Source organism: Mycobacterium sp. NGS24 (genome assembly GCF_059813065.1).
Window position 1 is genome coordinate 35,620 of the sequence record NZ_JCALDW010000024.1, and the last position, 24,738, is coordinate 60,357.

Sequence of the window (24,738 nt, forward strand, 5' to 3'; positions counted from 1 at the left end):
TTCTCATGGTTGAGGTCGAACGGCACGCCTACGACGTGGTCGTGATCGGAGCCGGCGGCGCGGGGTTGCGCGCGGTCATCGAAGCGCGCGAACGCGGCCTGAAGGTCGCGGTGGTGTCGAAATCGTTGTTCGGTAAAGCCCACACGGTGATGGCCGAGGGCGGCTGCGCCGCCTCCATGGGCAACGCCAACCCGAAAGACAACTGGCAGACCCACTTCGGCGACACCATGCGCGGCGGGAAATTCCTGAACAACTGGCGGATGGCGGAACTGCACGCCAAGGAGGCACCCGACCGGGTCTGGGAGCTGGAGACCTACGGCGCGCTGTTCGACCGCACCAAGGACGGCCGGATCAGCCAGCGGAACTTCGGCGGGCACACCTACCCCCGGCTCGCGCACGTCGGTGACCGCACCGGCCTGGAGTTGATCCGCACCATGCAGCAGAAGATCGTCTCGCTGCAGCAGGAGGACTACGCCGAGTTCGGCGATTACGACGCGCGCATCAGGGTGTTCGCCGAGTGCACCATCACCGATCTACTCAAAGACGGCGACTCGATCGCCGGAGCATTCGGCTATTGGCGCGAGACCGGCAATTTCGTGCTGTTCGAGACACCGGCAGTGGTGTTGGCCACCGGCGGAATCGGCAAGTCGTTCAAAGTGACTTCGAACTCCTGGGAGTACACCGGCGACGGTCACGCGCTGGCATTGCGGGCCGGTGCCACGCTGATCAACATGGAGTTCGTCCAGTTCCACCCGACCGGCATGGTCTGGCCGCTAAGTGTGAAGGGCATCCTGGTCACCGAGGGTGTGCGCGGTGACGGCGGAGTTCTGAAGAACTCCGAGGACACCCGCTTCATGTTCGACTACATCCCCCCGGTGTTCAAAGGCCAGTACGCCGAGACAGCCGAAGAAGCCGACCAATGGCTCAAGGACAACGACTCGGCTCGGCGCACCCCGGACCTGCTGCCCCGCGACGAGGTGGCGCGCGCGATCAACTCGGAGGTCAAGGCCGGCCGCGGCAGTCCGCACGGTGGGGTCTACCTCGACATCGCGTCCCGCCTCACCGCCGAGGAGATCAAGCGGCGGCTGCCGTCGATGTACCACCAGTTCATGGAGCTGGCCGAGGTCGACATCACCAAGGAGGCGATGGAGGTCGGGCCGACCTGTCACTACGTGATGGGCGGGGTGGAGGTCGACGCCGACACCGGCGCGGCCAAAGTGCCGGGGTTGTTCGCCGCCGGTGAATGCTCCGGCGGCATGCACGGCTCCAACCGCCTGGGCGGCAACTCGCTGTCGGACCTGCTGGTGTTCGGCCGGCGCGCCGGACTCGGGGCAGCCGACTATGTGCGGGCGCTGAGCAGCCGTCCGTCGGTCTCGCCCGACGACGTCGACGCCGCCGCCGAGCGGGCCCTGAAGCCCTTCCAGGGGCCGACCGATGGCTCGGCTCCGGAGAACCCGTACGCGCTGCAGTCGGACCTGCAGCATGTGATGAACGACCTGGTCGGCATCATCCGCAAAGAGGACGAGATCACCAAGGCGTTGACGCTGCTGAAGGAACTCTGGGCGCGATACCAGAATGTGCAGGTCGAGGGACAGCGACGGTACAACCCAGGCTGGAACCTGGCAGTCGATCTGCGCAACATGCTGCTGGTCAGCGAGTGCGTGGCCAGGGCTGCGCTGCAGCGTACCGAGAGCCGCGGCGGGCACACCCGCGACGACCATCCCGGCATGGACTCGGGGTGGCGCAAGACGCTGCTGGTATGCCGCGAGGCGCAGGGTGACGGCGACGCGCACATCACCATCGAGCGGCAACCGCAGGTGCCGATGCGCCAAGACCTGCTGGAATTGTTCAAGATCGCTGAACTCGAGAAGTACTACACCGACGACGAGCTCGCTGAGCATCCGGAACGGAGAGCGTAATGGCATACAACGCGAGCTTGCGGGTGTGGCGCGGCGACGAGGCCGGCGGCGCGCTGGCGGACTACACGGTCGAGGTCAACGAGGGCGAGGTGGTGCTCGACGTCATCCACCGCCTGCAGCAGACCCAGACGCCCGACTTGGCCGTGCGCTGGAATTGCAAGGCCGGCAAATGCGGATCGTGCTCGGCGGAGATCAACGGCCGGCCCCGGCTGATGTGCATGACCCGGATGTCGACGTTCGAAGAGAACGAGGTCGTCACCGTCACCCCCATCCGGACCTTCCCGGTGATCCGCGACCTGGTGACCGACGTGTCGTTCAACTACGAGAAGGCCCGCGAGATCCCGTCGTTCGCGCCGCCGAAGGAACTGCAGCCGGGCGAGTACCGGATGGCCCAGATCGATGTGCAGCGCTCCCAGGAGTTCCGCAAGTGCATCGAATGCTTCCTGTGCCAGAACGTCTGCCACGTGATCCGTGACCACGACGAGAACAAGCAGGAATTCGCCGGGCCGCGCTACCTGATGCGCATCGCCGAACTCGACATGCACCCGCTGGACACCGTGGACCGGCGCGACATGGCGCAGGAGGACTTCGGTCTGGGTTACTGCAACATCACCAAGTGCTGCACCGAAGTGTGCCCGGAGCACATCACGATCACCGACAACGCCCTGATCCCGATGAAAGAGCGGGTCGCGGACCGCAAATACGACCCGGTGGTGTGGCTCGGCAACAAGCTGTTCCGACGCTGAGACTTGCCGGGGTTAGGCCCGTAGCGCCTTCGGGTATGCGATGGGGATGCTAGATCCCACCAGCATTGACGAGATCAAGACCGCGATCGACGAGCTCTCCACCCGGGTGGACGCGGCCCGCAAGGAAGGTCGGGACTCCGACGCCGCCGAGATGGAGCAGCGTATCCAGGGTCTCCGGGAAAGACTTGCCGACCGCTCGCCGACCTAGACCGCGCAGCTACTTGATGCCGAGCCGGCGCAGTTCGCTGCGGTGAAACACGATCGGCGCCACGTCTGGATCGACCGTGACCTCGCTGACCCGCAGCACCACGATAGTGTGATCCCCAGCAGGTATCAGCTGCTCGATCGCACTTTCCAGCCAGAGGCCGGTGCCTTTGATGAAGACGGCACCGCTCTGGCTGACCACCGTTTCCAACCCGGCGAACCGGTCGCCGGTCTTGGCGGCCAGCGTCCGCACCGCCGCGTCGTGCGCCTCGCCCAGCACACTGATGCCCAGTGAGGGCACGTCCTTCAACTTCGGCCAGGTAGTCGAGGTGTTCTGCACGCAGAACGACACCAACGGCGGTTCCAGCGAAACGGGGACGAAGGTGCTGGCCGCCAAACCGTGCCGCACCCCGTCCACGTGGGCGGCGATGGCCACCACCCCGGTCGGGAAGTGACCGAATGCCTCACGTAGCGACGTCGGGGTCAGATTGTTGTGGGAGTTCACCGGACTTCATTCGCTCCTCGAGCCGAGAACGGGATTCTCGTTTTCGCAGCCTACCCGGCGCGGTATCCGTGCCGGGCAGCCACGTCGGGGTGCGCGCGCAGCCGGCTCTTCCAGGCGTTGCGGCCGTAGACCGGGTGAATCGGGTCGGACGGATCCTGCACCGCCGGCGGGGCCGATCTGGCCAGGTCCGGGGGCAGCGTCAGTACGGGAATCTGGGCGTCCAGACGAGGATTGAAGAAGTACGGCACGGAGATCCGGTCGGCGGTGGCGTCGGTCAAATTCACCCGGTGCTCGGTTGCGCGCAGGTAGCCGCCCGTCGCGAACTGCAGCAGCTCCCCGATGTTGACGACGAAGGCACCGTCCAGCGGGGGCACGTCGACCCAGCCCGCCGCGTCCGCAGGACGCACCTGCAGGCCGCGGCTGCCCGGCTCGGCCAGCAGCAACGTGAGCACACCGGAGTCCTTGTGCGCGCCCACCCCCTGCGCACCGGCCGGGTTGGCCGGGTACCGCACGACCTTGATCAGCGTCGCCGGGGCCTCGGCGAAGGCCGCGTCGAATATCCCGGCCGGGCTGCCCAGTGCGGCCGCCCAGTGCCGCAGCAGCGTGCGCGACACCTGCGCGAGTGCGGCGTCCCATTCGGCGATGATCCCGGGCAGTTCGGGCAGCGCGGCCGGCCACTGGTTCGGACCCTGCAGCCACAGATAGTCGGGGCGGCCGGGACCTCCGACGGGCGGGCGCTCCGGACCGATGTCGATCTGTTCGCGCCAGTCGGTCTCGCCGCGGGTGAGCTCACCGCCCAGCCGTGTGTAGCCGCGGAAATGTGGGCTGCGCACCATCGCGACGGCATCCTTGTCTGCTTGCGGCAGCCCGAACAGCCGGCGCGCCGCATCCAGCACCCGAGCGGACAGCTCGCCGGGGACGCCGTGCCCCGTCAGATAGCAGAAACCGACCCGGTGTGCGACGTCGCGAAGACCCGCACGCAGCACCGGCGGCTCGGCTCGTAGATCGACCACGGGCAGGGCCGTGACGCTCCCCACACTGTTCATCAGACCCATCATCGTCGCAGGTGAGGATGGTTGCCAGGGATGCACTCAGCGCCATCCCAACTGGTTGGTTAGTTAGCCGGTGAAATTTAGCTCACACTCGCTTGCGATCAAGTTACCGACGGGTATATTTAGAACCGTTACTGGTGGGTAACTTAGGCGAGCCCAGTCCTGGTACCCAACCACAGGTGGCATTCTCAATGAGGAGGACCGTAGTGAGCCACTACAAGAGCAACGTCCGCGACCAGGAATTCAACCTGTTCGAGGTGCTCGGCGTCGACAAGGCGCTGGGTCAAGGCGAATTCAGCGACCTGGACGCCGACACCGCCCGCGAAATGCTGGCGGAGATGGCTCGCCTGGCCGAGGGACCCGTCGCCGACTCGTTCACCGAAGGTGACCGCAACCCGCCGGTCTTCGACCCGAAGACGCACTCGGTGACGCTGCCCGAGTCGTTCAAGAAGTCGGTCAAGGCCGTGATGGACGCCGGCTGGGACAAAGCCGGCCTCGACGAGGCGCTCGGCGGCATGCCGATGCCCAAATCCCTGATGTGGGCGCTCAACGAACACATCCTGGGTGCCAACCCGGCGGTATGGATGTACGCCGGCGGCGCCGGCTTCGCGCAGATCCTCTACCACCTCGGTACCGAGGAGCAGAAGAAGTGGGCGGTGCTGGCCACCGAGCGCGGCTGGGGCTCGACCATGGTGCTCACCGAGCCGGACGCCGGCTCCGACGTGGGTGCGGGCCGGACCAAGGCCGTGCAGCAAGAGGACGGCTCCTGGCACATCGACGGCGTCAAGCGCTTCATCACCTCCGCCGACTCCGACGACATGTTCGAAAACATCTTCCACCTGGTGCTGGCGCGCCCCGAGGGAGCCGGACCCGGCACCAAGGGCTTGTCGCTGTTCTTCGTGCCCAAGTTCCTGATCGACTTCGAGACCGGCGAACCCGGTGAGCGCAACGGGGTCTTCGTCACCAACGTCGAGCACAAGATGGGCCTGAAGATCTCGACCACCTGCGAGCTGTCCTTCGGCCAGCACGATGTGCCCGCCAAGGGCTGGCTGGTCGGCGAGGTGCACGACGGCATCGCGCAGATGTTCGAGGTGATCGAACAGGCCCGGATGATGGTGGGCACCAAGGCGATCGCCACGCTGTCCACCGGCTACCTGAACGCGCTGGAGTACGCCAAGTCCCGCGTACAGGGTGCCGACCTGACCCAGATGACCGACAAGACCGCCCCCCGGGTCACCATCACCCACCACCCGGACGTGCGCCGGTCGCTGATGACCCAGAAGGCCTACGCCGAGGGTCTGCGCGCGCTGTACCTGTACACCGCCACCTTCCAGGACGCGGCGGTGGCCGAGGCGGTGCACGGCGTGACCCCGGAGTTGGCCGCCAAGATCAACGACCTGATGTTGCCGGTCGTCAAGGGGGTCGGCTCCGAGCAGGCATACGCCAAGCTCACCGAGAGCCTGCAGACCTTCGGTGGGTCCGGCTTCCTGCAGGACTACCCGATCGAGCAGTACATCCGGGACGCCAAGATCGACTCGCTCTACGAGGGCACCACTGCCATCCAGGCGCAGGACTTCTTTTTCCGCAAGATCATTCGGGACAAGGGTGTGGCCCTGGCCCACGTGTCGGGCGAGATCCAGAAGTTCGTCGACAGCGAGGCCGGCAACGGCCGGCTCAAGGGTGAGCGAGCGCTGCTGGCCAAGGCGTTGACCGACGTCCAGGCGATGGCCGCCAGCCTGACCGGCTACCTGATGGCCGCGCAGGAGGACGTCACCAGCCTGTACAAGGTGGGCCTGGGTTCGGTGCGCTTCCTGATGAGCGTCGGCGACCTGATCATCGGCTGGTTGCTGCAACGCCAGGCCGCGGTGGCCATCGAGGCGCTGGACGCCGGGGCCACCGGTTCCGAGCGGTCCTTCTACGAGGGCAAGCTGGCGGTGGCGGCGTTCTTCGCCAAGAACTTCCTGCCGCTGTTGACCAGCACCCGCGAGGTGATCGAGACCCTGGACAACGACATCATGGAATTGGACGAAGCCGCTTTCTGAGCAGGTCTTCGCGTGACAGCCCCCGCTTCGGCGGGGGTTTTCGCGTTCTGGGTCTCAGCCCGGTTGCGCCGACACTGAACTGACGCCGACGACACGCCGGGGTGGGGCGCCTACGTTCAGTCTCGATGCCGTGGGTGCAGGCTCGCGGGCCGGATGTAAAAAGACCGCCGCTGGATCCCCTCATTCCAGCGGCGGCCCTTTTCGTTCGCCCGTCTCCGCTGACCGGCGGTCGACCAAGGATTGCCCCGCGTTGCCGTCGGGGTCGGGGGGTCAGACCACAACACGGGGCTATCCGGACCCACGGATACCCACAGCCTCCAGTACCAAAACTCCGACAAAATAATCTTTTCGGATGTTTTCGGTGGCCCAAGTGCGCCGCGTCAGGCCTCCAAAATCGCGGCGACGCCCTGTCCCCCGGCGGCGCAGATCGAGATCAGCGCCCGAACCGGGCCGCCACCCTGCTGCTCGGCTTTCTTCTCCGAAAGTTGCTTGGCGGTCTGGGCCAGGATCCGTGCGCCAGTGGCCGCGAACGGGTGCCCGGCGGCCAACGACGACCCGTTGACGTTGACCTTGGACCGGTCCACCGCACCCAGTGCCGCGTCCAGACCCAGCCGTCCCTTGCAGTACTCGTCGGATTCCCAGGCCTGCAGGTGCGCGAGCACCACCGAGGCGAAGGCCTCGTGGATCTCGTAGAAGTCGAAATCCTGCAGGCTCAGCCCGTTGCGGGCCAACAGCCGGGGCACGGCGTAGGTCGGCGCCATCAACAGGCCGTCGTGCCCGTTGACGTAATCCACGGCGGCCGTCTCGGCGTCCACGAAATAGGCCAGCGGCGACAGCGAATGGTCGGAAGCCCACTGTTCGTTGGCGAGCAGCGCGACCGACGCGCCGTCGGTCAGCGGAGTGGAGTTGCCCGCCGTCATCGTCGCGTCGCCGGCCTTGACCCCGAAGACCGGACGCAGTTTGGCGAGGTTCTCCACGCTGGCGTCCGGGCGCAGGTTGTCGTCCCGGTACAGCCCGAGGAAGGGCGTGATCAGGTCGTCGAAGAAGCCACGATCGTAGGCCGCGGCCATGTTGCGGTGGCTGGCGACGGCCAGCTCGTCCTGGTCGGTGCGCTTGATGCCCATCTCCTTGGCGGTGATGGCGGCGTGCTCCCCCATCGACAGCCCGGTGCGGGGTTCGCTGTTGGCCGGCAGGTCCAACCCGAGGTTGGCCGGCAGCGCGCCCAGCAGCTTGGCCCGCTGCACGTTGGATTTGGCCCGACGCACCTTGAGCAGCGTCTTGCGCAGCTCGTTGCCCAGCGCGATCGGCGCGTCCGAGGTGGTGTCCACACCGCCGGCGGCGGCCACCTCGTAGCGGCCGGCGGCGATCCCGTCAGCGGCGGCGATGGCGGCCTGCAGGCCGGTTCCACACGCCTGCTGAATGTCGAAGGCGGGCGTCTCCGGGGAGAGGTCGGAGCCCAGGACGCATTCGCGCATCAGGTTGAAGTCGCGGCTGTGCTTGAGCACCGCGCCGCCGATCACGGCCCCGAGCCGCTCACCGCTCAGCCCGAACCGGTCCACCAGGCCGCCGAGCGCGGCGGTGAACATGTCCTGGTTGGAGGCTTCGGCATAACTCCGGTCTGAGCGGCCGAACGGGATACGGTTGCCGCCCAGCACAACGACGCGCTGTCTCGACTCAGAACTTCCAGTGGCCATTATTTTCTCCGTGTGTCGGCGCTCGTGTGGGGGTTAGTTTTGGGGTACCCGGCTCAGCAGGCAATACTACTCACTGTTCTTACTCGGAAGTAAGTTCGTCCCTGACACGGAAGGCAACCCAGTGGCCACCAAGCGTTCGCCGGACCTGTTCTCCCAGGTCGTCAACTCCGGACCCGGATCGTTCCTGGCCAAGCAGCTCGGCGTCCCGCAGCCCGAGCCGCTGCGCCGCTACAGTCCGGGTGACCCGCCGCTGGCCGGACCGCTGCTGATCGGCGGTGCGGGCCGGGTGGTCGAGCCGCTGCGGGCGGCGCTAGACGGCGACTACGATCTGCTCGGCAACAATCTGGGCGGTCGCTGGGCGGACAAGTTCGCCGGCCTGGTGTTCGACGCCACGGGCATCACCAAACCGGCCGACCTCAAGGCGCTGCACGAGTTCTTCACGCCGTTGCTGCGCAATCTCGAACCGAACGCGCGCGTGCTCGTGATCGGCACCACGCCGGAGGCCGCGAGCAGCACCGACGAACGCATCGCGCAACGCGCGCTGGAGGGGTTCACCCGGTCGCTGGGTAAGGAGGTCCGCAACGGGGCCACCGTGAACCTGGCGTACCTGGCGCCGGACGCCAAGCCGGCGGCCACCGGGCTGGAATCCACCGCCCGGTTCATCCTGTCGGCCAAGTCCGCCTACGTCGGCGGCCAGGTCTTCTACGTCGGAGCCGAGGATGCCACGCCGCCGGCCGACTGGGACAAGCCGCTGGACGGCAAGGTCGCCGTGGTGACCGGGGCCGCGCGCGGCATCGGTCGCACGATCGCCGAGGTGTTCGCCCGCGACGGTGCCCGCGTCGTCGCGATCGACGTCGAATCCGCCGAGGAGGCCCTGGCCGAAACCGCCAACAACGTCGGCGGCACCCCGCTGTGGCTGGACGTGACCGCGGAGGACGCCGTCGACAAGATCACCGAACACCTGCGCGATCACCACGGTGGCCACGCCGACATCCTGGTCAACAACGCCGGGATCACCCGCGACAAGTTGTTGGCCAACATGGACGACGGGCGTTGGGACTCGGTCCAGGCGGTCAATCTGCTTGCCCCGCAACGGCTTACCGAAGGCCTGATCGACGGCGGCACGATCGGTGCGGGCGGCCGGGTAGTCGGCCTGTCGTCGATGGCCGGGATCGCCGGCAACCGCGGTCAGACCAATTACGCCACCACCAAGGCCGGCATGATCGGCCTCACCCAGGCGCTGGCACCGGTGCTCGCCGAGAAGGACATCACGATCAACGCCGTGGCACCGGGCTTCATCGAAACCCAGATGACGGCGGCCATCCCGCTGGCCACCCGCGAGGTGGGTCGCCGGTTGAACGCGTTGCTGCAGGGCGGTCAGCCCGTCGACGTGGCGGAGACCATCGCCTACTTCGCCAACCCGGCGTCAAATGCGGTGACCGGCAACGTGATTCGCGTCTGCGGCCAAGCCATGATCGGGGCTTGATCCAGATGAGTCAACCAAGCGGTCTGACGAACATGCTGCGCGCGGTGGCCGGGGCGCTGCCGGTGGTGCCCCGCTCGGACAAGCTGCCCGACCGCACCGTGACGGTCGAGGAGTTGTCGATCGACCAGTCCAATGTGGCGGCCTACGCCGCGGTCACCGGGTTGCGGTACGGCAACAACGTGCCCCTGACCTACCCCTTCGCGCTGACCTTCCCGTCGATCATGTCGCTGGTGAGCGGGTTCGACTTCCCGTTCTCCGCAATGGGATCGGTGCACACCGAGAACGAGATCACCCAGTACCGGCCGATCGCGGTGACCGACACGGTGAGCGTGCAGGTCCACGCCGAGAACCTGCGGGAGCACCGCAAGGGATTGCTGGTCGACCTGTTGACGGACGTCCACGTCGGCAACGAACTGGCCTGGCACCAGGTGACCACCTTCCTGGACCAGCAGCGCACCAGCCTGTCCGACGAACCCAAACCGCCGCCGCAGAAGCAGCCCAAGCTGCCCCCGGCGTCGACGGTGTTGCGGATTTCGCCCAGCCAGATCCGGCGCTACGCGGTGGTCAGCGGTGACCTCAATCCGATCCACACCAGCGGCCTCGCCGCCAAACTGTTCGGTTTCCCGACCTCCATCGCGCACGGAATGTTCAGTGCAGCAGCGGTTTTGGCGAACATCGAGAACAAAGTGCCGGATGCGGTGCGGTATTCGGTGCGCTTCGGCAAACCGATCCTGCTGCCGGCCAGCGTGGGGTTGTACGTCGAGGAAGCTGAGGGCGGCTGGGAGTTGTCCCTGCGCAACCTGTCCAAGGGCTACCCGCACCTGACCGGGTCGCTGAGGCCGCTCTAGCCCGGGTTCACCCCGCACGCTGGTCGCGGTGCGGCAGTCGGCGTCCGAGCACGAATGTCTAAAGCGCGTGGGCGCCGACGGCGGTCACCGCGAAGGCCAACAGCATCCGGATCGGCGGGTGCGCCAGTTCCCAGACGAACAGCGCCGCCCACACCGGTGAGCCCTGGGTGACCGCCAGCACGCCGGCGGCCCCGCAGAGCGAATTGACCGGGCCGTGCCAGTGCGTCCCGAACACCGCATTCAGCGTCAGCACCAACACCGTACCCGCCGCCGCCCCGGTGGCCAGGGACGGCGTGAGCAGGCCGCCGGCACCTCCGGCCCGCAGAAACAGCGCTGTCAGAAGCGGTTTCAACACCAGGAGCACCGCCGCCGACGCCAGCGTCAGCCCGCTGGCCAGGCTGATCGACAGGATGCTCCTGCCGTTGCCGGGCAGCTGCGGCCACCAGTGGGAGCAGATTCCGGTGAGCAGTCCGGCGGCGGCGAGTCCCGGGATCAGCAGCCACGACCGGATGAGGGTGGCCGGCCGCGCCGCAGCGATGATTGTGTTGAAGACCCATCCCACCGCGAAAGCCACCGGCACCAATGCCAGCGCATGCGCACTGAGGAGATAATTCGATTCGGCGCGTGGCCAATCCAGCTCGGGACGGTTATGGGTGAGCAGCGAGCCGACCGCCACAGCAAGCGCGGAGGTGAGCAACGCCGCGCCCATCGCCCGTAACCGCCAGGTGTTCAGCATGATGCGCAGGGTGAAGAGCGCCCCGGACAGCGGCACCGCATAGACCGCACCGAGCCCCGCCCCGGCCGCACACGCCAGCAGGATCTCGCGGTCGCCCGGCGACAACCTTCGCAGCCACCCGGTGCCCAAATCGCTCAACACAGCGGCGAATTGGCGCGGCGCGCCCTCCCGGCCCAGCGAGGCACCCGAGCCGACCAGCACGATCTGCAGCACCGCGTCGACGCTCCAGGTAAGACGTGGGATTCGCTCATGGCGGGCGATGGTCCCGGCCAGCGGTGGCACCCCGGCGCGCCGGCGCAGCAGCCACCACCCCAGGCCGGCCAACCCCGCGCCCATCATCGGCGCGAGTGCCCGACGCACCGCGCTGCTGCCGGTGATGCCGTCCAACAGCGAACCGAAAGTGTAGTGATACGTGAGGTGTTCGACCGACCGCAGCACCACCGTCGTCGCCAACCCGGCCAGGCCGGCCAGCAGCCCGACGATGACGACGGCACAGAAGAAGTCGAGGTCGCGTCGGGGTGCGAACCCAGACCTAGCTGGTGCCGGCGTCACGATCGGCCGGGGCGCCGCGCAACCCCGCCCAGAACAGATCGATCATCATCTGGGCCGCGGTGTCGACATCGGTGTCGCCGGTGCTCAGCCGGTTGGCGATCGCCTCCCCCGCACCCACCAAAGCCACTGCCATGATGTCGATTTCGGTATCCGTGGCAGGGCTGCGGGTGCCGGCGCGGACCAATCCCGCCACCAGTTCGATGATCTGCTCGCGGCCCTCGCGTACCGTGTGCGCGAACGCCTGCGAGCTGGTGGCCTGGGTGTACATCACGATCCACGACGCGCGGTTCTCGTCGATGTATCTGAGGAACGAACTGATGGTGTTGCGCAGCAGGTCTTTTGGACTCTGGGTGAAATCCACGTCAGCGCGCAACGCGCCGATGAACCGGTTCATCTCACGGTTCAGGCACGCGCCGAACAAATCCTCTTTGGAGCCGTAGTACAGGTACAGCATCGGTTTGGAGATCTGCGCCTCGGCGGCGATGGCATCCATGGACGTCTCGTGATAGCCGTTGACCGAGAACATCTGGACGGCAGCGTCCAGCATCTGCTGTTCGCGCACGGCACGGGGCAACCGTTTGGTACCACCTGCCATTGCGCTGCGCCTCTCTGACCAGTCCGGGTATTTTAGACCGGCTAACGGCCACAGCCTGGTTTGACGCCTTTCATCGTGGCCACGCGCACCAGGGATGCGTTGACCGACTCCATGGACAGCTCCTTGGCGTTCACCGCCTGCTCGAGGCGGTCCAAGACCGCAGGCACCTCTTTGGTGGTGATCCACAGCGCGACGTCGGTGCCGGCTTGCAGCGTCTTCAGCACCGCCTCGGGCACGGGGAACCGGTCGGAGATCGCGGCCATGCTGGACAGGTCGTCGCTGAAGACCGGGCCGTCGAAGGCCGGGCCGCCGTAGCCGGTGCCGCTGCGCAACAGGTCCAGCGCGGGCTTGCTCAGGCTGGCCGGATCGGTGCCGGTCAGACCCGGAACCTGCATGTGACCGACCATCACCCCGACCGGCGACTTGGCCAGCAACGTCTGGTAGGGCACCAGGTCATTGCCGACCAGCTCCTGCAGGGGCGGGGTGCTGACCCCGCCGGTGTGCGAATCGCCGGAGCCATGCCCGTGACCGGGGAAGTGCTTGAGCACCGGCAGCAGCCCCGCGTCCCGCAGACCCTGCGCGTACTGACCGGCCCACTCGGTGACCTTGGCCGGGTCCGGGCCGAACGAGCGGTCCCCGATCACCGTGTCGTCCGGGGCATCGGTGACGTCGACCACCGGCGCGAAATCGATGGTGAAACCCAGCTCTTTCATCTTGCGGCCACGCTCGAACACCAGATCGTGAACCTGCTGCGGGGTCAGGGTCTGACCCATCTCTTTGGCCGTGGGACCCCGGCCGCCCAGCAGCGTGCGCAACCGGGAGACCCGACCGCCCTCCTCGTCGACGCCGACCGCCAGCGGCAACGGTGTCGCGACGGCGGCGATCTCGGCCAGCGGGCCGGGCAGCATGGTCAGGTCGGTGTCGCTGTCGATGATGATGCCGCCGACGTGGAATTCGGTGACCACCGCCTTGGCGTCGGCGGCGTCTTTCACCCCGACCATCAGCAGCTGGGCCAACTTGTCACGCAGGTTGGGTATCGCTGCGGGCACATCCTTGGGATCGGCACACACCCGGGGTCCGGACGCGGCGGCCGGTGTCGTCGAGCTGGTCGGGGCGGTGCTGCCGGGCGTGGCAGTGGTCGAGGAGGACCCGCTCTTGGTGCCGCCGTGACAGGCCGCGACCAGCGTGGATACCGCAACCAGAACGAACAGAGCGCGCGGAAAAGCCATCCGGACATGCTGTCACGAGGCATTTCACTGCGCGGGTGCGGGTGCGACCGCTGCCCGGAGCCCCGGGCTGGGACCGCCGTTCTGCTAGGTTGGCCGCTATGAACCGGATCATCGTGCCGGCCGCGGCCAGCGTGGTAGTTGGTCTGCTGCTCGGCGCGGCCGCGATCTTCGGAATCACCCTGATGGTCCAGCAGGACACGAAACCGCCACTGCCCGGGGGCGATCCGTCGTCGTCGGTGCTCAACCGGGTCGAGTACGGTAACCGCAGCTAGCCAGGCAGCGCCCCAGTCGCGTCGCTGGCTGCTGCTCGTCGGGGCCGTCTCGCTGGTTTTGACCTTCGCGCAGTCCCCCGGGCAGGTCTCGCCCGACACCAAGCTGGACCTCACCGCCAACCCGCTGCGGTTCCTGGCCCGCGCCACCAACCTCTGGAACAGCGAACTGCCGTTCGGCCAGTCCCAGAACCAGGCGTACGGCTATCTGTTCCCGCACGGCAGTTTCTTCCTGGCCGGCCACCTACTGGGGCTCCCCGGCTGGGTCACCCAGCGGTTGTGGTGGGCGCTGTTACTGACCGTCGGGTTCTGGGGGCTGCTGCGGGTCGCCGAAGCGCTGGGTATCGGCAGCCCGTCGTCGCGGGTGCTGGGCGCGGTCGCGTTCGCCCTGTCACCGCGGGTGCTGACCACTGTCGGGTCCATCTCGTCGGAAACGTTGCCGATGATGCTGGCGCCGTGGGTGTTGTTGCCGACGATCCGGGCAGTGCAGGGCACGTCGGCCCGTTCGGTGCGGGTGCTGGCCGGGCAGGCCGCGCTGGCGGTGGCGCTGATGGGCGCGGTGAACGCGATCGCGACGGCCGCAGGTTGTCTGCCGGCGGTGATCTGGCTGGCGTGTCACCGTCCGAACAAGCGGTGGCTGCGGTACGTGGGGTGGTTGGTGCCGGCTGTGCTGGTCGCGGCGCTGTGGTGGGTGGTGGCGCTGAGTCAGCTGCGCGACGTCAGTCCGCCGTTCCTGGATTTCATCGAATCCTCCGGGGTGACCACCCAATGGTCCTCACTGGTGGAGCTGCTGCGCGGCACCGACAGCTGGACGCCGTTCGTGGCGCCCACCGCGACGGCGGGCGCTCCACTGGTCACCGGCTCGGTCGCGATCCTGGGCACCTGCCTGGTCGCGGCGGCGGGCCTGGCCGGGCTGGCCGCCCCGGCGATGCCGGCGCGGGGCCGGCTGGTGACCATGCTGCTGGTCGGGGTGGTGTTGCTGGCGATCGGCTACAGCGGCGGGCTGGGTTCTCCGATCGCCCATCAGGTGCAGGCGTTCCTGGATGCCGGCGGTACGCCACTGCGCAACGTGCACAAAGTCGGGCCGGTGGTGCGGATCCCGCTGGTACTGGGTTTCGCCCAGCTCCTGGGCCGGATCCCGCTGCCCGGCAGCGCGCCGAGGTCGGTGTGGCTCGGCGCCTTCGCGCACCCCGAGCGCGACCGCCGAGTCGCCGTCGGCATCGTGGCGCTGATCGCGCTGCTGGTCAGCGGTTCGCTGGCGTGGAGTGGCCGGCTGACCCCGCCGGGCACGTTCAGCGCGATTCCGGACTACTGGCACCGGGCCGCCGACTGGCTCACCGAACACCGCAGCGGCCGGGTGCTGGTGGTGCCGGGCGCGCCGTTCGCCACCCAGGTGTGGGGCACCAGCCACGACGAGCCGCTGCAGGTGCTGGGCTCCAGCGCCTGGGGGGTCCGCGACTCGATCCCGCTGACACCGCCGCAGACCATCCGTGCGCTGGACTCGGTGCAGCGCCTCTTCGCCGCCGGGCGGCCCTCCGCCGGACTGGCCGATACCCTTGCCCGACAGGGTATTTCGCATGTGGTGGTGCGCAACGACCTGGACCCGGAATCGTCGCGGTCGGCGCGGCCGATCCTGGTGCACCGCGCGATCGCGGGGTCGGCGGGTTTGACCGAGGTGGCCGAGTTCGGCGAACCCGTCGGCCCCGGCACGCTGGCCGGGTTCGTCAACGACAGCGGGTTGCGCCCGCGCTATCCGGCGGTGCAGATCTACCGGGTCGATGCGGCGGGTTCGACTGCGCCGTACTTCGCCGACACCGACCGGCTGGCGCGGGTCGACGGCGGTCCCGAGGTACTGCTGCGCCTCGACGAGCGGCGCCGTCTGCTGAACCAGCCCCCGCTGGGGCCGATGTTGATGACGGCCGACGCACGCGCGGCGGGCCTGCCGACGCCGCTGGTCACCGTCACCGACACCCCGCTGGCCCGCGAAACCGACTACGGCCGTGTCGATCTGCATTCATCAGCCATCCGCGCGCCCGGCGATGCCCGGCACACCTACAACCGGGTGCCCGACTACCCGGTGCCCGGCGCCGAGACGGTCTACGGCGGCTGGACCGGCGGCCGCGTCACCGCGTCGAGTTCATCCTCGGATGCCACCGCCCTGCCCGATGTGGCGACGGCCACCTCACCGGCTGCCGCGATCGACACCGACCCGGCCACCGCGTGGGTGTCCAACGCACTGCAGGCGGCTGTCGGGCAGTGGCTGCGGGTAGATTTCGACCACCCGGTGACCAACGCCGTGCTCACCCTGACGCCCAGCGCCACGGCCGTCGGAGCCCAGATCCGCCGCATCCTGGTCGAAACCGCCAACGGCAGCACCACATTGCGGTTCGACGAGGACGGGAAGCCGCTGGCCGCCGCCCTGCCGTACGGCGAGACGCCGTGGGTGCGCATCACCGCGGCGGCCACCGACGACGGCTCGCCGGGCGTGCAATTCGGCATCACCGAGTTGTCCATCACCCAGTACGACGCCTCCGGATTCGCCCATCCGGTGCCGCTGCGGCACACGGTGTCGGTGCCCGGGCCGCCGCCGGATGCGGCGGTGGCGCGCTGGGACCTGGGTGCCGAGCTGTTGGGCAGACCGGGCTGCGCCGCCGCGCCGGACGTGGTGCGCTGCGCCGCTTCGATGGCACTGACCCCGGAGGAGCCGGTCACCCTCAGCCGCACCCTGACCGTGCCGCGCCCGGTGTCGGTGACACCGACGGTGTGGGTGCGCCCACGGCAGGGTCCCAAGCTGGCCGACCTGATCGCCGAACCCGGCGCCACGCGGGCGCGCGGCGACGCCGACCTGGTCGAGATCCTCGGCTCGGCCTACGCGGCCACCGACGGCGACCCGGCGACCGCGTGGACGGCACCGCAGCGGGTGGTGCAGTACAAGACCCCGCCGACGCTGACGCTGACGCTGCCGCGCCCGACCGAGGTGACCGGCCTGCGGCTGATCCCGAGCCGGTCGGTGCTGCCGGCGCATCCGACCATGGTGGCCGTCGACCTGGGTGACGGGCCGCAGGTGCGGACGTTGTCCGGTGCAGACCTGTCGCTGCATCCCACCGTGACCGACACGGTCACGGTGAGCCTGCTGGACTGGCAGGACATCATCGACCGCAACGCACTGGGCTTCGATCAGCTCAAGCCGCCGGGGTTGGCGGAGATCGTCGCGCTCGGCGTCGACGGTCAACCCGTCGCGCCCGCCAACCCGGACCGCGCCCGCGAGATCGTCGTCGACTGCGAGCACGGACCCGTGATCGCGGTCGCCGGCCGGTTCGTCCACACCTCGATCCGGACCAGCGCGGGAGCCCTGCTGGACGGCGAGCCGGTGGCGGCGCAACCCTGTGACACCGAGCCCATCGCGCTGCCGGCCGGGCAGCAGGAACTGTTGATCAGCCCGGGGGCGGCATTCGTCGTCGACGGCACCCAGTTGGCTGCCACACCGGAATTACCCGGTGCTGCAGTAACTTCCGCCGTCACCGGGACGTGGGGACCGGCTCGGCGGGAGGTGCGGGCGGCCCCGTCGGGCACCTCGCGGGTGCTGGTGATCCCGGAGAGCATCAACCCCGGCTGGGTCGCACGCACCAGCACCGGGGCGCGTCTGACGCCAATCGCGGTGAACGGGTGGCAGCAGGGCTGGTTGGTACCCCCCGGGGATCCCGGCACCATCACGCTGACCTTCGCGGCCAACACGGTGTACCGCGCCGGCCTGGCCGTAGGGCTGGCCCTGCTGCCGTTGCTGGCAGTGCTGGCGTTCTGGCGCCGCCGCGCCGGTCGCGACGACGATCCCGCTGCGCCGCCGTGGGCACCCGGCCCCTGGGCTGCGGTGCCCGTACTCGCGGCCGGGGGGCTGATATCGGGTGTGGCCGGCGTAGTGGTGTTCGGCGCGGCGCTGGGGGTGCGGTATGCGCTGCGCGGCCGATTACTGGTGACACTCGGTGCGGGCGGGCTGATCGCGGCCGGGGCGGCGTTGTCGCGGCATCCGTGGCGCTCGGTGCACGGTTACGCCGGACACTCCGCGAGTGTGCAACTGCTGGCGCTGATTTCGCTCGCAGCGGTGGCCGCATCGGTGGTGGTACTGCGATCCGGTGGTGCGGAGTAGTTGGCGGCCGGCAGTTCGGCTGGTTGACTGGACACCGCCATGGAATGGTTTTCGGCACCCGGATACTGGCTGGGCACCGCGGTGCTGCAGCGGGGGGTGGCGCTGATCTATGTCATCGCGTTCGTCGCCGCCGCGCGGCAGTTCCGACCGCTCATCGGCTCGGATGGGATGCTCCCGGTGCCTGGATACCTGGCCCGGCGGCCATTCTGGCAGGCGCCCAGCATCTTTCAGTTCCGGTATTCGGACCGGCTGTTCGCCGCAGTGTGCTGGCTGGGCGCGGTACTGGCGGCGGCCGTGGTCTGCGGACTGACGCGGGTGGTGCCGCTGTGGGCCGGGATGCTGACCTGGCTGCTGCTGTGGGTGCTGTACCTGTCGATCGTCAACGTCGGCCAGGTCTGGTACGGATTCGGTTGGGAATCACTGCTTTTGGAGGCTGGTTTCCTGATGGTGTTTCTCGGCGGGGAACGGGTGGCGCCGCCGCTGCTGACCCTGCTGCTGGTGCGCTGGCTGCTGTTCCGGGTCGAGTTCGGCGCCGGTTTGATCAAGCTGCGCGGCGACTCCTGCTGGCGGGATCTCACCTGCCTGTACTACCACCACGAGACCCAGCCGATGCCCGGACCGTTGAGCTGGTTATTCCACCACCTGCCCAAGCCGCTACATCGAATCGAAGTGGCCGGCAACCACTTTGCCCAACTGGTGGTGCCGTTCGGGTTGTTCGCACCGCAACCGGTGGCCGGCATCGCCGCGGCGACCATCATCGTCACCCAACTGTGGTTGGTGCTGTCCGGTAACTTCGCCTGGCTCAACTGGCTGACGATATTCCTGGCGTTCAGCGCGGTCGAGGTGTCCGCGGTGTCGTCCACGCCGCGACCGCCGGGGTGGTTCGTGGTCGTGGTGGTCGCGTTCGCGGCGGTGATGGTGTGTCTGAGCTACTGGCCGGCGCGCAACATGTTGTCACCCCGGCAGCGAATGAACGCGTCCTTCAACATGTTTCACCTGGGCAACACCTACGGCGCGTTCGGCAGCATCTGCCGCACCCGTCGGGAGGTGGTGATCGAAGGCACCCGGGAGCCGGACGTCACCGGCCAGACCGTCTGGCAGGAGTACGAATTCAAGGGCAAACCCACCGGATTGCGCCGGCTGCCACGCCAGTTCGCGCCGTATCATCTGCGACTGGACTGGCTGATGTGGTTCGCGGCGATATCGCCGGGTTATGCGCTGGCCTGGATGACGCCGTTCCTACACCGGCTGCTGCGTAACGATGCCGCGACGCTGCGGTTGTTGCGGCACAATCCTTTTCCGGATGCACCGCCCCGGTATGTGCGGGCGCTGCTCTACGAGTACCGCTTCACCACGCCCACCGAGTTGCGCCGGGAGCACGCGTGGTGGCACCGGTCCCTGATCGGCAGTTACGTGCCGCCGACGTCACTGCCGGACTTCTGATACGAGAGTGCCCCGGTGCCGGCCAGTTTCCCGCCCTCGACGATCAGGTAGTCGGGACGGATCGGCCTGCCGTCGAACCAGCACTCGAGGATCTCCCGGGTGCCCGCGGCATAGCGCGCCTGCGCCGACAGGGTGGTGCCGGAAACGTGCGGCGTCATCGCATTGTTCGGCATGGTGCGCCAGGGGTGGTCGGCCGGCGGCGGCTGCGGGAACCAGACGTCGCCGGCGTAACCCGCCAGCTGGCCGCTTTCCAAGGCCGCCACAATCGCTTCGGGCACCGTTTCTTCGGCGCGCGCGGTGTTGACGATGTAAGAGCCGCGCCGCATCGACGACAGCAGCTGCTCGTCGAACATCGCGCGGGTGTCCGCGTACAGCGGCGAGTGCACCGACACCACGTCGACCGCTTTGACCAGCGACTGCACGTCGGGGTGGAAGGTGAGGTTGAGCTCGGTCTCTACTTCGGCCGGCAGCCGGCGGGTGTCGGTGTAGTGCAGGTTGACGTCGAACGGGGCCAGCCGGCGCAGCACGGCCCGCCCGATCCGGCCGGCGGCGATGACGCCGACGTCCATGCCCTCCAGGTCATAAGCGCGCTGGACGCAATCGGCGATGTTCCAGCCGCCGTCGGCGGCCCAGCGGTGCGACGGCACGAAGTTGCGTACCAACGCCAGGATCTGCATGACGGCGTGCTCGGCGACGCTGATGCTGTTGCTGTAGGTCACCTCGGCGACGGTGATGCCGCGCTCCTGGGCCAGGTCGAGGTCGACGTGGTCCGAACCGATGCCGGCGGTCAATGCCAGCTTCAGCTCGGGCGCCTTGGCGATCCGTTCCGCGGTCAGGTATGCGGGCCAAAATGGTTGGGAGATAACGATATCGGCGTCGGCCAGTTCACGTTCGAACTCGGGGCCGTCCTTGTCCGACGTCACCACCAGCTGGTGTCCGCCCGATTCGAAGAACTCGCGCAGACCCAGCGCGCCCGAGACGCAGCCGAGCAATGCGCCCGGGGTGAAGTCGATTTTCGACGGCGTGGGCACGGTGCTGCCGCCGGGGTAGCTGTGGATCTTGGGAATGCTGTCGCGGGCGTAGGCCGGCGGGTAGCCGTCGACCGGGTCGGGGTACAGCACCATCACACACTTGGCCATCGGACTCTCCTCGCTTGCGTTTGAACTGATTTCAGTCTCGCGGTGCGGTGCAGCGGGTGTCCAAGACGTGGTTCCGAACGACCGATAGGCGCGACCGATCAGAGCGGCGGGGCGATGGAGTGCGCCATCTGGACCAGCGCGCGGGTGAGCGGTGAACCAGGCTCGGCCGCGTTGGTGACGAGTGCGATCAGGGCGGTCACCGACGGCTCCTCCAGACGCAACACGGTAGCGCCGGCCGGCGGACCGAGGGCGTCCACCCAGGTGTGTGGCACGATGCTGGCCCAGCGCCCGGTGGCGACGTGGGCGAACAGCGCGCCGACCGAGTCGGTCTCGAGTTGCGGCGTGATCACCAGGTCCTTGGTGGCCAGTGCGTCGTCGATGAGCCGCCGGCCCCGCATGCCCTTGCTGAGCAGACACAGGGGCAGCCCCAGCGCCGCTGGCCAGCTGACGGTGCCGGTCGTGCCGGGCAGCAGATCCGCGCCGACTAGCAGCACCTCCTCCTCCCGGTACAGCGGAGTGAACAGCAGGTCGTCGGCGTCGTGCTGATCGGGATAGACGATGCCTGCGTCGAGCTCGAACTGACGAATCCGCTCGATGATCCCGGCCGATCGCAGATTCGTCTCCAGCTGTACCCGTACCAGTGGATGGGCGGTACAGAACGGATCGGTGAGCAGCGCAACGGTGGTCGCGGCGGCCGGGACCACCCCGAGCCGGAGTTCACCGCTGAGGCCGGTCTGCAGGGCGGTGACTTCCTGTTGCAGCGCATCCCGGTCGGCCAGGATGCGTCTGGCCCAGTGCACCAGCCGCTCACCTTCGGGAGTGAGACCTTCGAACTTCTGCCCGCGCCGGACCAGTGGGACCTTGAGCTCTTGCTCCAGCTTGCGGATGGATTCCGACAGCGCCGGCTGCGAGACGAAACAGGCGGCCGCGGCTCGCGCGAAATGCCGCTCATGGGCAAGGGCGACGAAGTACTCCAGCTGTCGGAACAGCACGGATCTATTCGACCACGGGTGAGCTCACAGCGTTTCGTCCAACTCCCCCAGCCGGTCGGTAAGCCGCAGGTTCTCCGAGTAGTCGACCGGACAGGAGATGATGGTCACCCCGTCGTCATCCAGTGCCGCCCGCAGCGTGGGCAGCAGTTCGTCGGCACTCTTGATCCGATATCCTTTGGCGCCAAAGCTTTCCGCGTACTTCACCACGTCCGGGTTGCCGAACGAGATGTGGTGGTGCTCGCCCAGTTCGAGGTCCATCTTCCACTCGATCAGGCCGTAACCGCCGTCGTCCCAGATCAGCACCACCAGCGGAATATTCTCCCGCACCGCGGTTTCAATCTCCTGGGAGTTCATCAGGAACGCGCCGTCACCCACCACGGCCAGCACCTTCGCCTCCGGCCGGGCCAGCTTCACCCCGAGCGCGCCGGGCAGCGCAAATCCCATGGTGGACAGGCCATTAGAGATGAGGCAGGTGTTGCGCTCGAAGGTTGGATACAACCGGGCCATCCACATCTTGGTGGCACCGGTGTCCACCAGCACCACGTCGTCGCGGCCCAGCGCCTCTCGGGTGTCGGCCACGATGCGCTGCGGCGCCAGCGGATACCGCGAATCCTGTTGGCCGCGGGCGAATTCCTCGGCCAACAGACCCGAGCCGGGGATCTCGGCGCCTTCGCCGAAGCGGTGACCGTCCAGCGCGTCGGTCAGCGCGTTGAGGGATTCGTTGATATCACCGATGATTCCGACGTCGACCGAGTAGTGCACGTCGACCTCGGCCGGGAAACGGTGGATGTGAATGATCTTCTTGTCGGCCTGCGGATTGATCCGCACCGGGTCGAACTCCTGCAACTCGTAGCCAACCGCTATCACCACGTCGGCGTTGTCGAAACCGAAGTTGACGTAGTCGTGCGTCATGAATCCCAGCGTGCCGATGCTGTTGGGGTGGTCGTCGGGCATCACACCCTTGCCGTGGAAGGAGTTGGCCACCGGTACGCCGAGTTCCTCGGACAATCGGATCAGCGCCTTCGACGCCTCGCTGCGGGCGGCGCCGTGCCCGGCGAGCACCACCGGCCGCTGGGCGTTGCGCAGGATGTCGACGGCACGGGCGACCTGCCGCGCGGCCGGCGCGTCGGCGCGCACGACGTTGCGCGGCAACGGCTTCAGCTCGTAGTCGTCTTCGTCGGTGTCGATGTGCTCAGGCACCGCGAGGTAGACCGCGGCGGGCCGTTCGGTCTCGGCGAGCTTGAATGCTTTGCGCACCATCTCCGGGACGGCCTTGGCGGTGGGAATGTCGGCGGCCCACCGGGTGATCGGGGCGTACATCGACACCAGGTCGACGTACTGGTGCGACTCCTTATATTCACGGTCCTGACCGACCTGCGCCGAGATGGCCACCACCGGGGTGCTGTTGGTGGTGGCGTCGGCGACGCCGAGTTGCATGTTGATCGCCCCCGGCCCCAGCGTGGCGGATACGACGCCCGCGCGCCCGGTGACCCGGCCGTACATCTCTGCCATGAACGCCGCCGCCTGCTCGTGCCGGGTCAGCACGTAGCGGATGTCGGAGGCGGCCAGCGCTTTGATCAACCGGATGTTCTCTTCACCGGGTATCCCGAAAACGAACTCGACGCCCTCGTTCTCCAGGCATTTCACGATCAACTCGGCCGGCGTACTCATCCGCTGGACCTCCTACGGTCTTCTCCCGACACATTAGTGGCAGGCTAGATACAGGACGTTCCTCAAGTACCCACCAGACGAAGGATTCAGCGTGCCCATCGCCACCATCAACCCGGCCACCGGGGAGACCGTCAAGACCTTCGACCCGGCCAGCGACGACGACGTCGACGCAGCCATCGCGCGCGCGCACGAGCGGTTCCTGGACTACCGCCATTCGACCACCTTCGCCCAGCGCGCCGAGTGGGCCAACGCCACCGCCGACCTGCTGGAGAAGGAGGCCGACGACGTCGCGGCGATGATGACCCTGGAGATGGGCAAGACGCTGGCCTCGGCCAAAGCCGAAACACTCAAGTGCGCCAAGGGTTTTCGTTACTACGCCGAGAACGCGGAGAAGCTGCTCGCCGACGAGCCGGCCGAGGCTTCGAAGGTCGGGGCGAAGCAGGCCTACGTGCGGTACCAGCCGCTCGGGGTGGTGCTGGCGATCATGCCGTGGAACTTCCCGCTCTGGCAGGCGGTCCGGTTCGCGGCCCCGGCGCTGATGGCCGGCAACGTCGGGATCCTCAAGCACGCGTCGAACGTGCCGCAGTCGGCGCTGTATCTGGCCGACGTCATTTCCCGCGGCGGGTTCCCGGACGGCTGCTTCCAGACGCTGCTGATCTCGTCGAGCGCCATCGAGCGCATCCTGCGCGATCCCCGGGTGGTGGCGGCCACCCTCACCGGCAGTGAACCCGCCGGTCAGTCCGTCGCCGCCATCTGTGGTGACGAGATCAAGCCGACCGTGCTGGAACTCGGCGGCAGCGACCCGTTCATCGTGATGCCGTCGGCTGACGTCGACGAGGCCGCCAAGACCGCGGTCAAGGCGCGGGTGCAGAACAACGGTCAGTCCTGCATCGCGGCCAAGCGCTTCATCGTGCACACCGACATCTACGACGCGTTCGTGGACAAGTTCGTCGAACACATGCGGGAACTGAAGGTCGGCGACCCCACCGACCCGGACACCGACGTGGGGCCGCTGGCCACCGAGTCAGGTCGCGACGAGATCGCCGAGCAGGTCGACGCCGCCGTCAAGGCCGGGGCGAAGGTCCGCCTCGGCGGGGAGAAGCCCGACCGGCCGGGATGGTTCTACCCGCCGACGGTGATCACCGACATCACCAAGGACATGGCGCTGTACACCGAGGAGGTGTTCGGCCCGGTGGCGTCGATGTACCGCGCCAAGGACATCGACGAAGCCATCGAGATCGCCAACGCCACCACGTTCGGGCTCGGATCCAACGCCTGGACCAACGACGAAGCCGAGCAGCAGCGCTTCATCGACGACATCGAAGCCGGCCAGGTGTTCATCAACGGAATGACGGTGTCCTACCCTGAGCTCGGCTTCGGCGGGATCAAGCGGTCGGGCTACGGCCGCGAGCTGGCAGGGTTGGGCATCCGGGAGTTCGTCAACGCCAAGACGGTCTGGGTGGGCTGAGGCC

At 67.9% G+C, this 24,738-nt stretch carries 19 protein-coding genes; 10 read left to right on the forward strand and 9 right to left on the reverse strand.

Annotated elements, in window-relative coordinates; translation table 11 throughout:
• Nucleotides 1-5 precede the first annotated feature (5 nt).
• The 3 genes from AC5Y6Y_RS23045 to AC5Y6Y_RS23055 are packed head-to-tail and all read left to right on the forward strand — an operon-like array spanning nucleotide 6 to nucleotide 2,873.
• Nucleotides 6-1,919: a fumarate reductase/succinate dehydrogenase flavoprotein subunit gene (locus tag AC5Y6Y_RS23045; protein WP_463828684.1), complete on the forward strand. Its 1,914-nt coding sequence runs from the start codon at nucleotides 6-8 to the stop codon at nucleotides 1,917-1,919.
• Complete coding sequence (locus tag AC5Y6Y_RS23050; protein WP_473140225.1) at nucleotides 1,919-2,665, forward strand: succinate dehydrogenase/fumarate reductase iron-sulfur subunit; 747 nt, start codon at nucleotides 1,919-1,921, stop codon at nucleotides 2,663-2,665. The genes AC5Y6Y_RS23045 and AC5Y6Y_RS23050 overlap by 1 nt, the downstream gene beginning before the upstream one ends.
• Nucleotides 2,666-2,711: 46 nt before the next feature.
• Nucleotides 2,712-2,873, forward strand: a complete 162-nt coding sequence (locus AC5Y6Y_RS23055; RefSeq protein WP_463828714.1) for a hypothetical protein — start codon at nucleotides 2,712-2,714, stop codon at nucleotides 2,871-2,873.
• Nucleotides 2,874-2,882: 9 nt separating this feature from the next.
• On the opposite strand, the gene AC5Y6Y_RS23060 is transcribed toward AC5Y6Y_RS23055, so the two are convergent.
• Both AC5Y6Y_RS23060 and AC5Y6Y_RS23065 read right to left on the reverse strand, forming a co-directional pair.
• Nucleotides 2,883-3,374: a flavin reductase family protein gene (locus AC5Y6Y_RS23060; protein ID WP_473140224.1), complete on the reverse strand. Its 492-nt coding sequence runs from the start codon at nucleotides 3,372-3,374 to the stop codon at nucleotides 2,883-2,885.
• A gap of 50 nt (nucleotides 3,375-3,424) precedes the next feature.
• On the reverse strand, nucleotides 3,425-4,420 hold the full coding sequence (locus AC5Y6Y_RS23065) for an isopenicillin N synthase family dioxygenase (RefSeq protein ID WP_473140223.1): 996 nt from the start codon (nucleotides 4,418-4,420) through the stop codon (nucleotides 3,425-3,427).
• 212 nt (nucleotides 4,421-4,632) lie between these two features.
• Here AC5Y6Y_RS23065 and AC5Y6Y_RS23070 point away from each other — a divergent pair, with 212 nt between their 5' ends.
• A complete protein-coding gene (locus tag AC5Y6Y_RS23070) occupies nucleotides 4,633-6,468 on the forward strand; it encodes an acyl-CoA dehydrogenase (protein ID WP_463828680.1) in 1,836 nt (611 codons plus the stop codon).
• Nucleotides 6,469-6,848: 380 nt separating this feature from the next.
• Here AC5Y6Y_RS23070 and AC5Y6Y_RS23075 read toward each other — a convergent pair whose 3' ends face one another.
• Complete coding sequence (locus AC5Y6Y_RS23075; RefSeq protein ID WP_473140222.1) at nucleotides 6,849-8,162, reverse strand: acetyl-CoA C-acetyltransferase; 1,314 nt, start codon at nucleotides 8,160-8,162, stop codon at nucleotides 6,849-6,851.
• 121 nt (nucleotides 8,163-8,283) lie between these two features.
• Here AC5Y6Y_RS23075 and AC5Y6Y_RS23080 point away from each other — a divergent pair, with 121 nt between their 5' ends.
• Together AC5Y6Y_RS23080 and AC5Y6Y_RS23085 are read left to right on the forward strand one after the other, a co-directional pair.
• On the forward strand, nucleotides 8,284-9,648 hold the full coding sequence (locus AC5Y6Y_RS23080; protein WP_473140221.1) for a 3-oxoacyl-ACP reductase: 1,365 nt from the start codon (nucleotides 8,284-8,286) through the stop codon (nucleotides 9,646-9,648).
• 5 nt (nucleotides 9,649-9,653) lie between these two features.
• A complete protein-coding gene (locus AC5Y6Y_RS23085) occupies nucleotides 9,654-10,496 on the forward strand; it encodes a MaoC/PaaZ C-terminal domain-containing protein (protein ID WP_473140220.1) in 843 nt (280 codons plus the stop codon).
• A 58-nt stretch (nucleotides 10,497-10,554) separates the two neighbouring features.
• On the opposite strand, the gene AC5Y6Y_RS23090 is transcribed toward AC5Y6Y_RS23085, so the two are convergent.
• The 3 genes from AC5Y6Y_RS23090 to AC5Y6Y_RS23100 are packed head-to-tail and all read right to left on the reverse strand — an operon-like array spanning nucleotide 10,555 to nucleotide 13,608.
• A complete protein-coding gene (locus AC5Y6Y_RS23090) occupies nucleotides 10,555-11,784 on the reverse strand; it encodes a chloride channel protein (protein ID WP_473140219.1) in 1,230 nt (409 codons plus the stop codon).
• Nucleotides 11,765-12,379, reverse strand: coding sequence for a TetR/AcrR family transcriptional regulator (locus AC5Y6Y_RS23095; RefSeq protein WP_463828675.1), 615 nt, complete (start codon nucleotides 12,377-12,379; stop codon nucleotides 11,765-11,767). Before AC5Y6Y_RS23095 ends, AC5Y6Y_RS23090 begins: the two co-directional genes overlap by 20 nt.
• A 41-nt stretch (nucleotides 12,380-12,420) precedes the next feature.
• A complete protein-coding gene (locus AC5Y6Y_RS23100) occupies nucleotides 12,421-13,608 on the reverse strand; it encodes a glycoside hydrolase family 3 N-terminal domain-containing protein (protein ID WP_473140218.1) in 1,188 nt (395 codons plus the stop codon).
• A 98-nt stretch (nucleotides 13,609-13,706) separates the two neighbouring features.
• On the opposite strand from AC5Y6Y_RS23100, the gene AC5Y6Y_RS23105 reads away from it, so the two are divergent.
• From AC5Y6Y_RS23105 to AC5Y6Y_RS23115, 3 genes are read left to right on the forward strand one after another with little or no spacing between them, the layout of a single operon-like run.
• Nucleotides 13,707-13,880: a DUF2613 domain-containing protein gene (locus tag AC5Y6Y_RS23105; RefSeq protein WP_463828673.1), complete on the forward strand. Its 174-nt coding sequence runs from the start codon at nucleotides 13,707-13,709 to the stop codon at nucleotides 13,878-13,880.
• The gene (locus AC5Y6Y_RS23110; RefSeq protein WP_473140243.1) at nucleotides 13,831-18,021 is read left to right on the forward strand and encodes a DUF3367 domain-containing protein; all 4,191 of its coding nucleotides are present in this window, start codon (nucleotides 13,831-13,833) and stop codon (nucleotides 18,019-18,021) included. The genes AC5Y6Y_RS23105 and AC5Y6Y_RS23110 overlap by 50 nt, the downstream gene beginning before the upstream one ends.
• Before the next feature lie 39 nt (nucleotides 18,022-18,060).
• The gene (locus AC5Y6Y_RS23115; protein ID WP_473140217.1) at nucleotides 18,061-19,464 is read left to right on the forward strand and encodes a lipase maturation factor family protein; all 1,404 of its coding nucleotides are present in this window, start codon (nucleotides 18,061-18,063) and stop codon (nucleotides 19,462-19,464) included.
• Here the strand turns inward: AC5Y6Y_RS23115 and AC5Y6Y_RS23120 are convergent.
• The 3 genes from AC5Y6Y_RS23120 to AC5Y6Y_RS23130 form a co-directional block, all read right to left on the reverse strand.
• Nucleotides 19,431-20,603, reverse strand: coding sequence for an NAD-dependent formate dehydrogenase (locus AC5Y6Y_RS23120; RefSeq protein WP_463828671.1), 1,173 nt, complete (start codon nucleotides 20,601-20,603; stop codon nucleotides 19,431-19,433). The two genes, AC5Y6Y_RS23115 and AC5Y6Y_RS23120, sit on opposite strands and share 34 nt — an antisense overlap.
• A gap of 98 nt (nucleotides 20,604-20,701) precedes the next feature.
• Nucleotides 20,702-21,595, reverse strand: a complete 894-nt coding sequence (locus tag AC5Y6Y_RS23125; protein ID WP_473140216.1) for a LysR family transcriptional regulator — start codon at nucleotides 21,593-21,595, stop codon at nucleotides 20,702-20,704.
• Nucleotides 21,596-21,619: 24 nt separating this feature from the next.
• Nucleotides 21,620-23,266 carry an acetolactate synthase large subunit gene (locus AC5Y6Y_RS23130; protein ID WP_473140215.1) on the reverse strand — a complete coding sequence of 549 codons (1,647 nt, stop codon included), beginning with the start codon at nucleotides 23,264-23,266 and terminating at the stop codon, nucleotides 21,620-21,622.
• Nucleotides 23,267-23,357: 91 nt separating this feature from the next.
• Between AC5Y6Y_RS23130 and AC5Y6Y_RS23135 the strand changes: the two genes are divergently transcribed.
• Nucleotides 23,358-24,734 carry an NADP-dependent succinic semialdehyde dehydrogenase gene (locus AC5Y6Y_RS23135; protein ID WP_473140214.1) on the forward strand — a complete coding sequence of 459 codons (1,377 nt, stop codon included), beginning with the start codon at nucleotides 23,358-23,360 and terminating at the stop codon, nucleotides 24,732-24,734.
• Nucleotides 24,735-24,738: the final 4 nt, after the last annotated feature.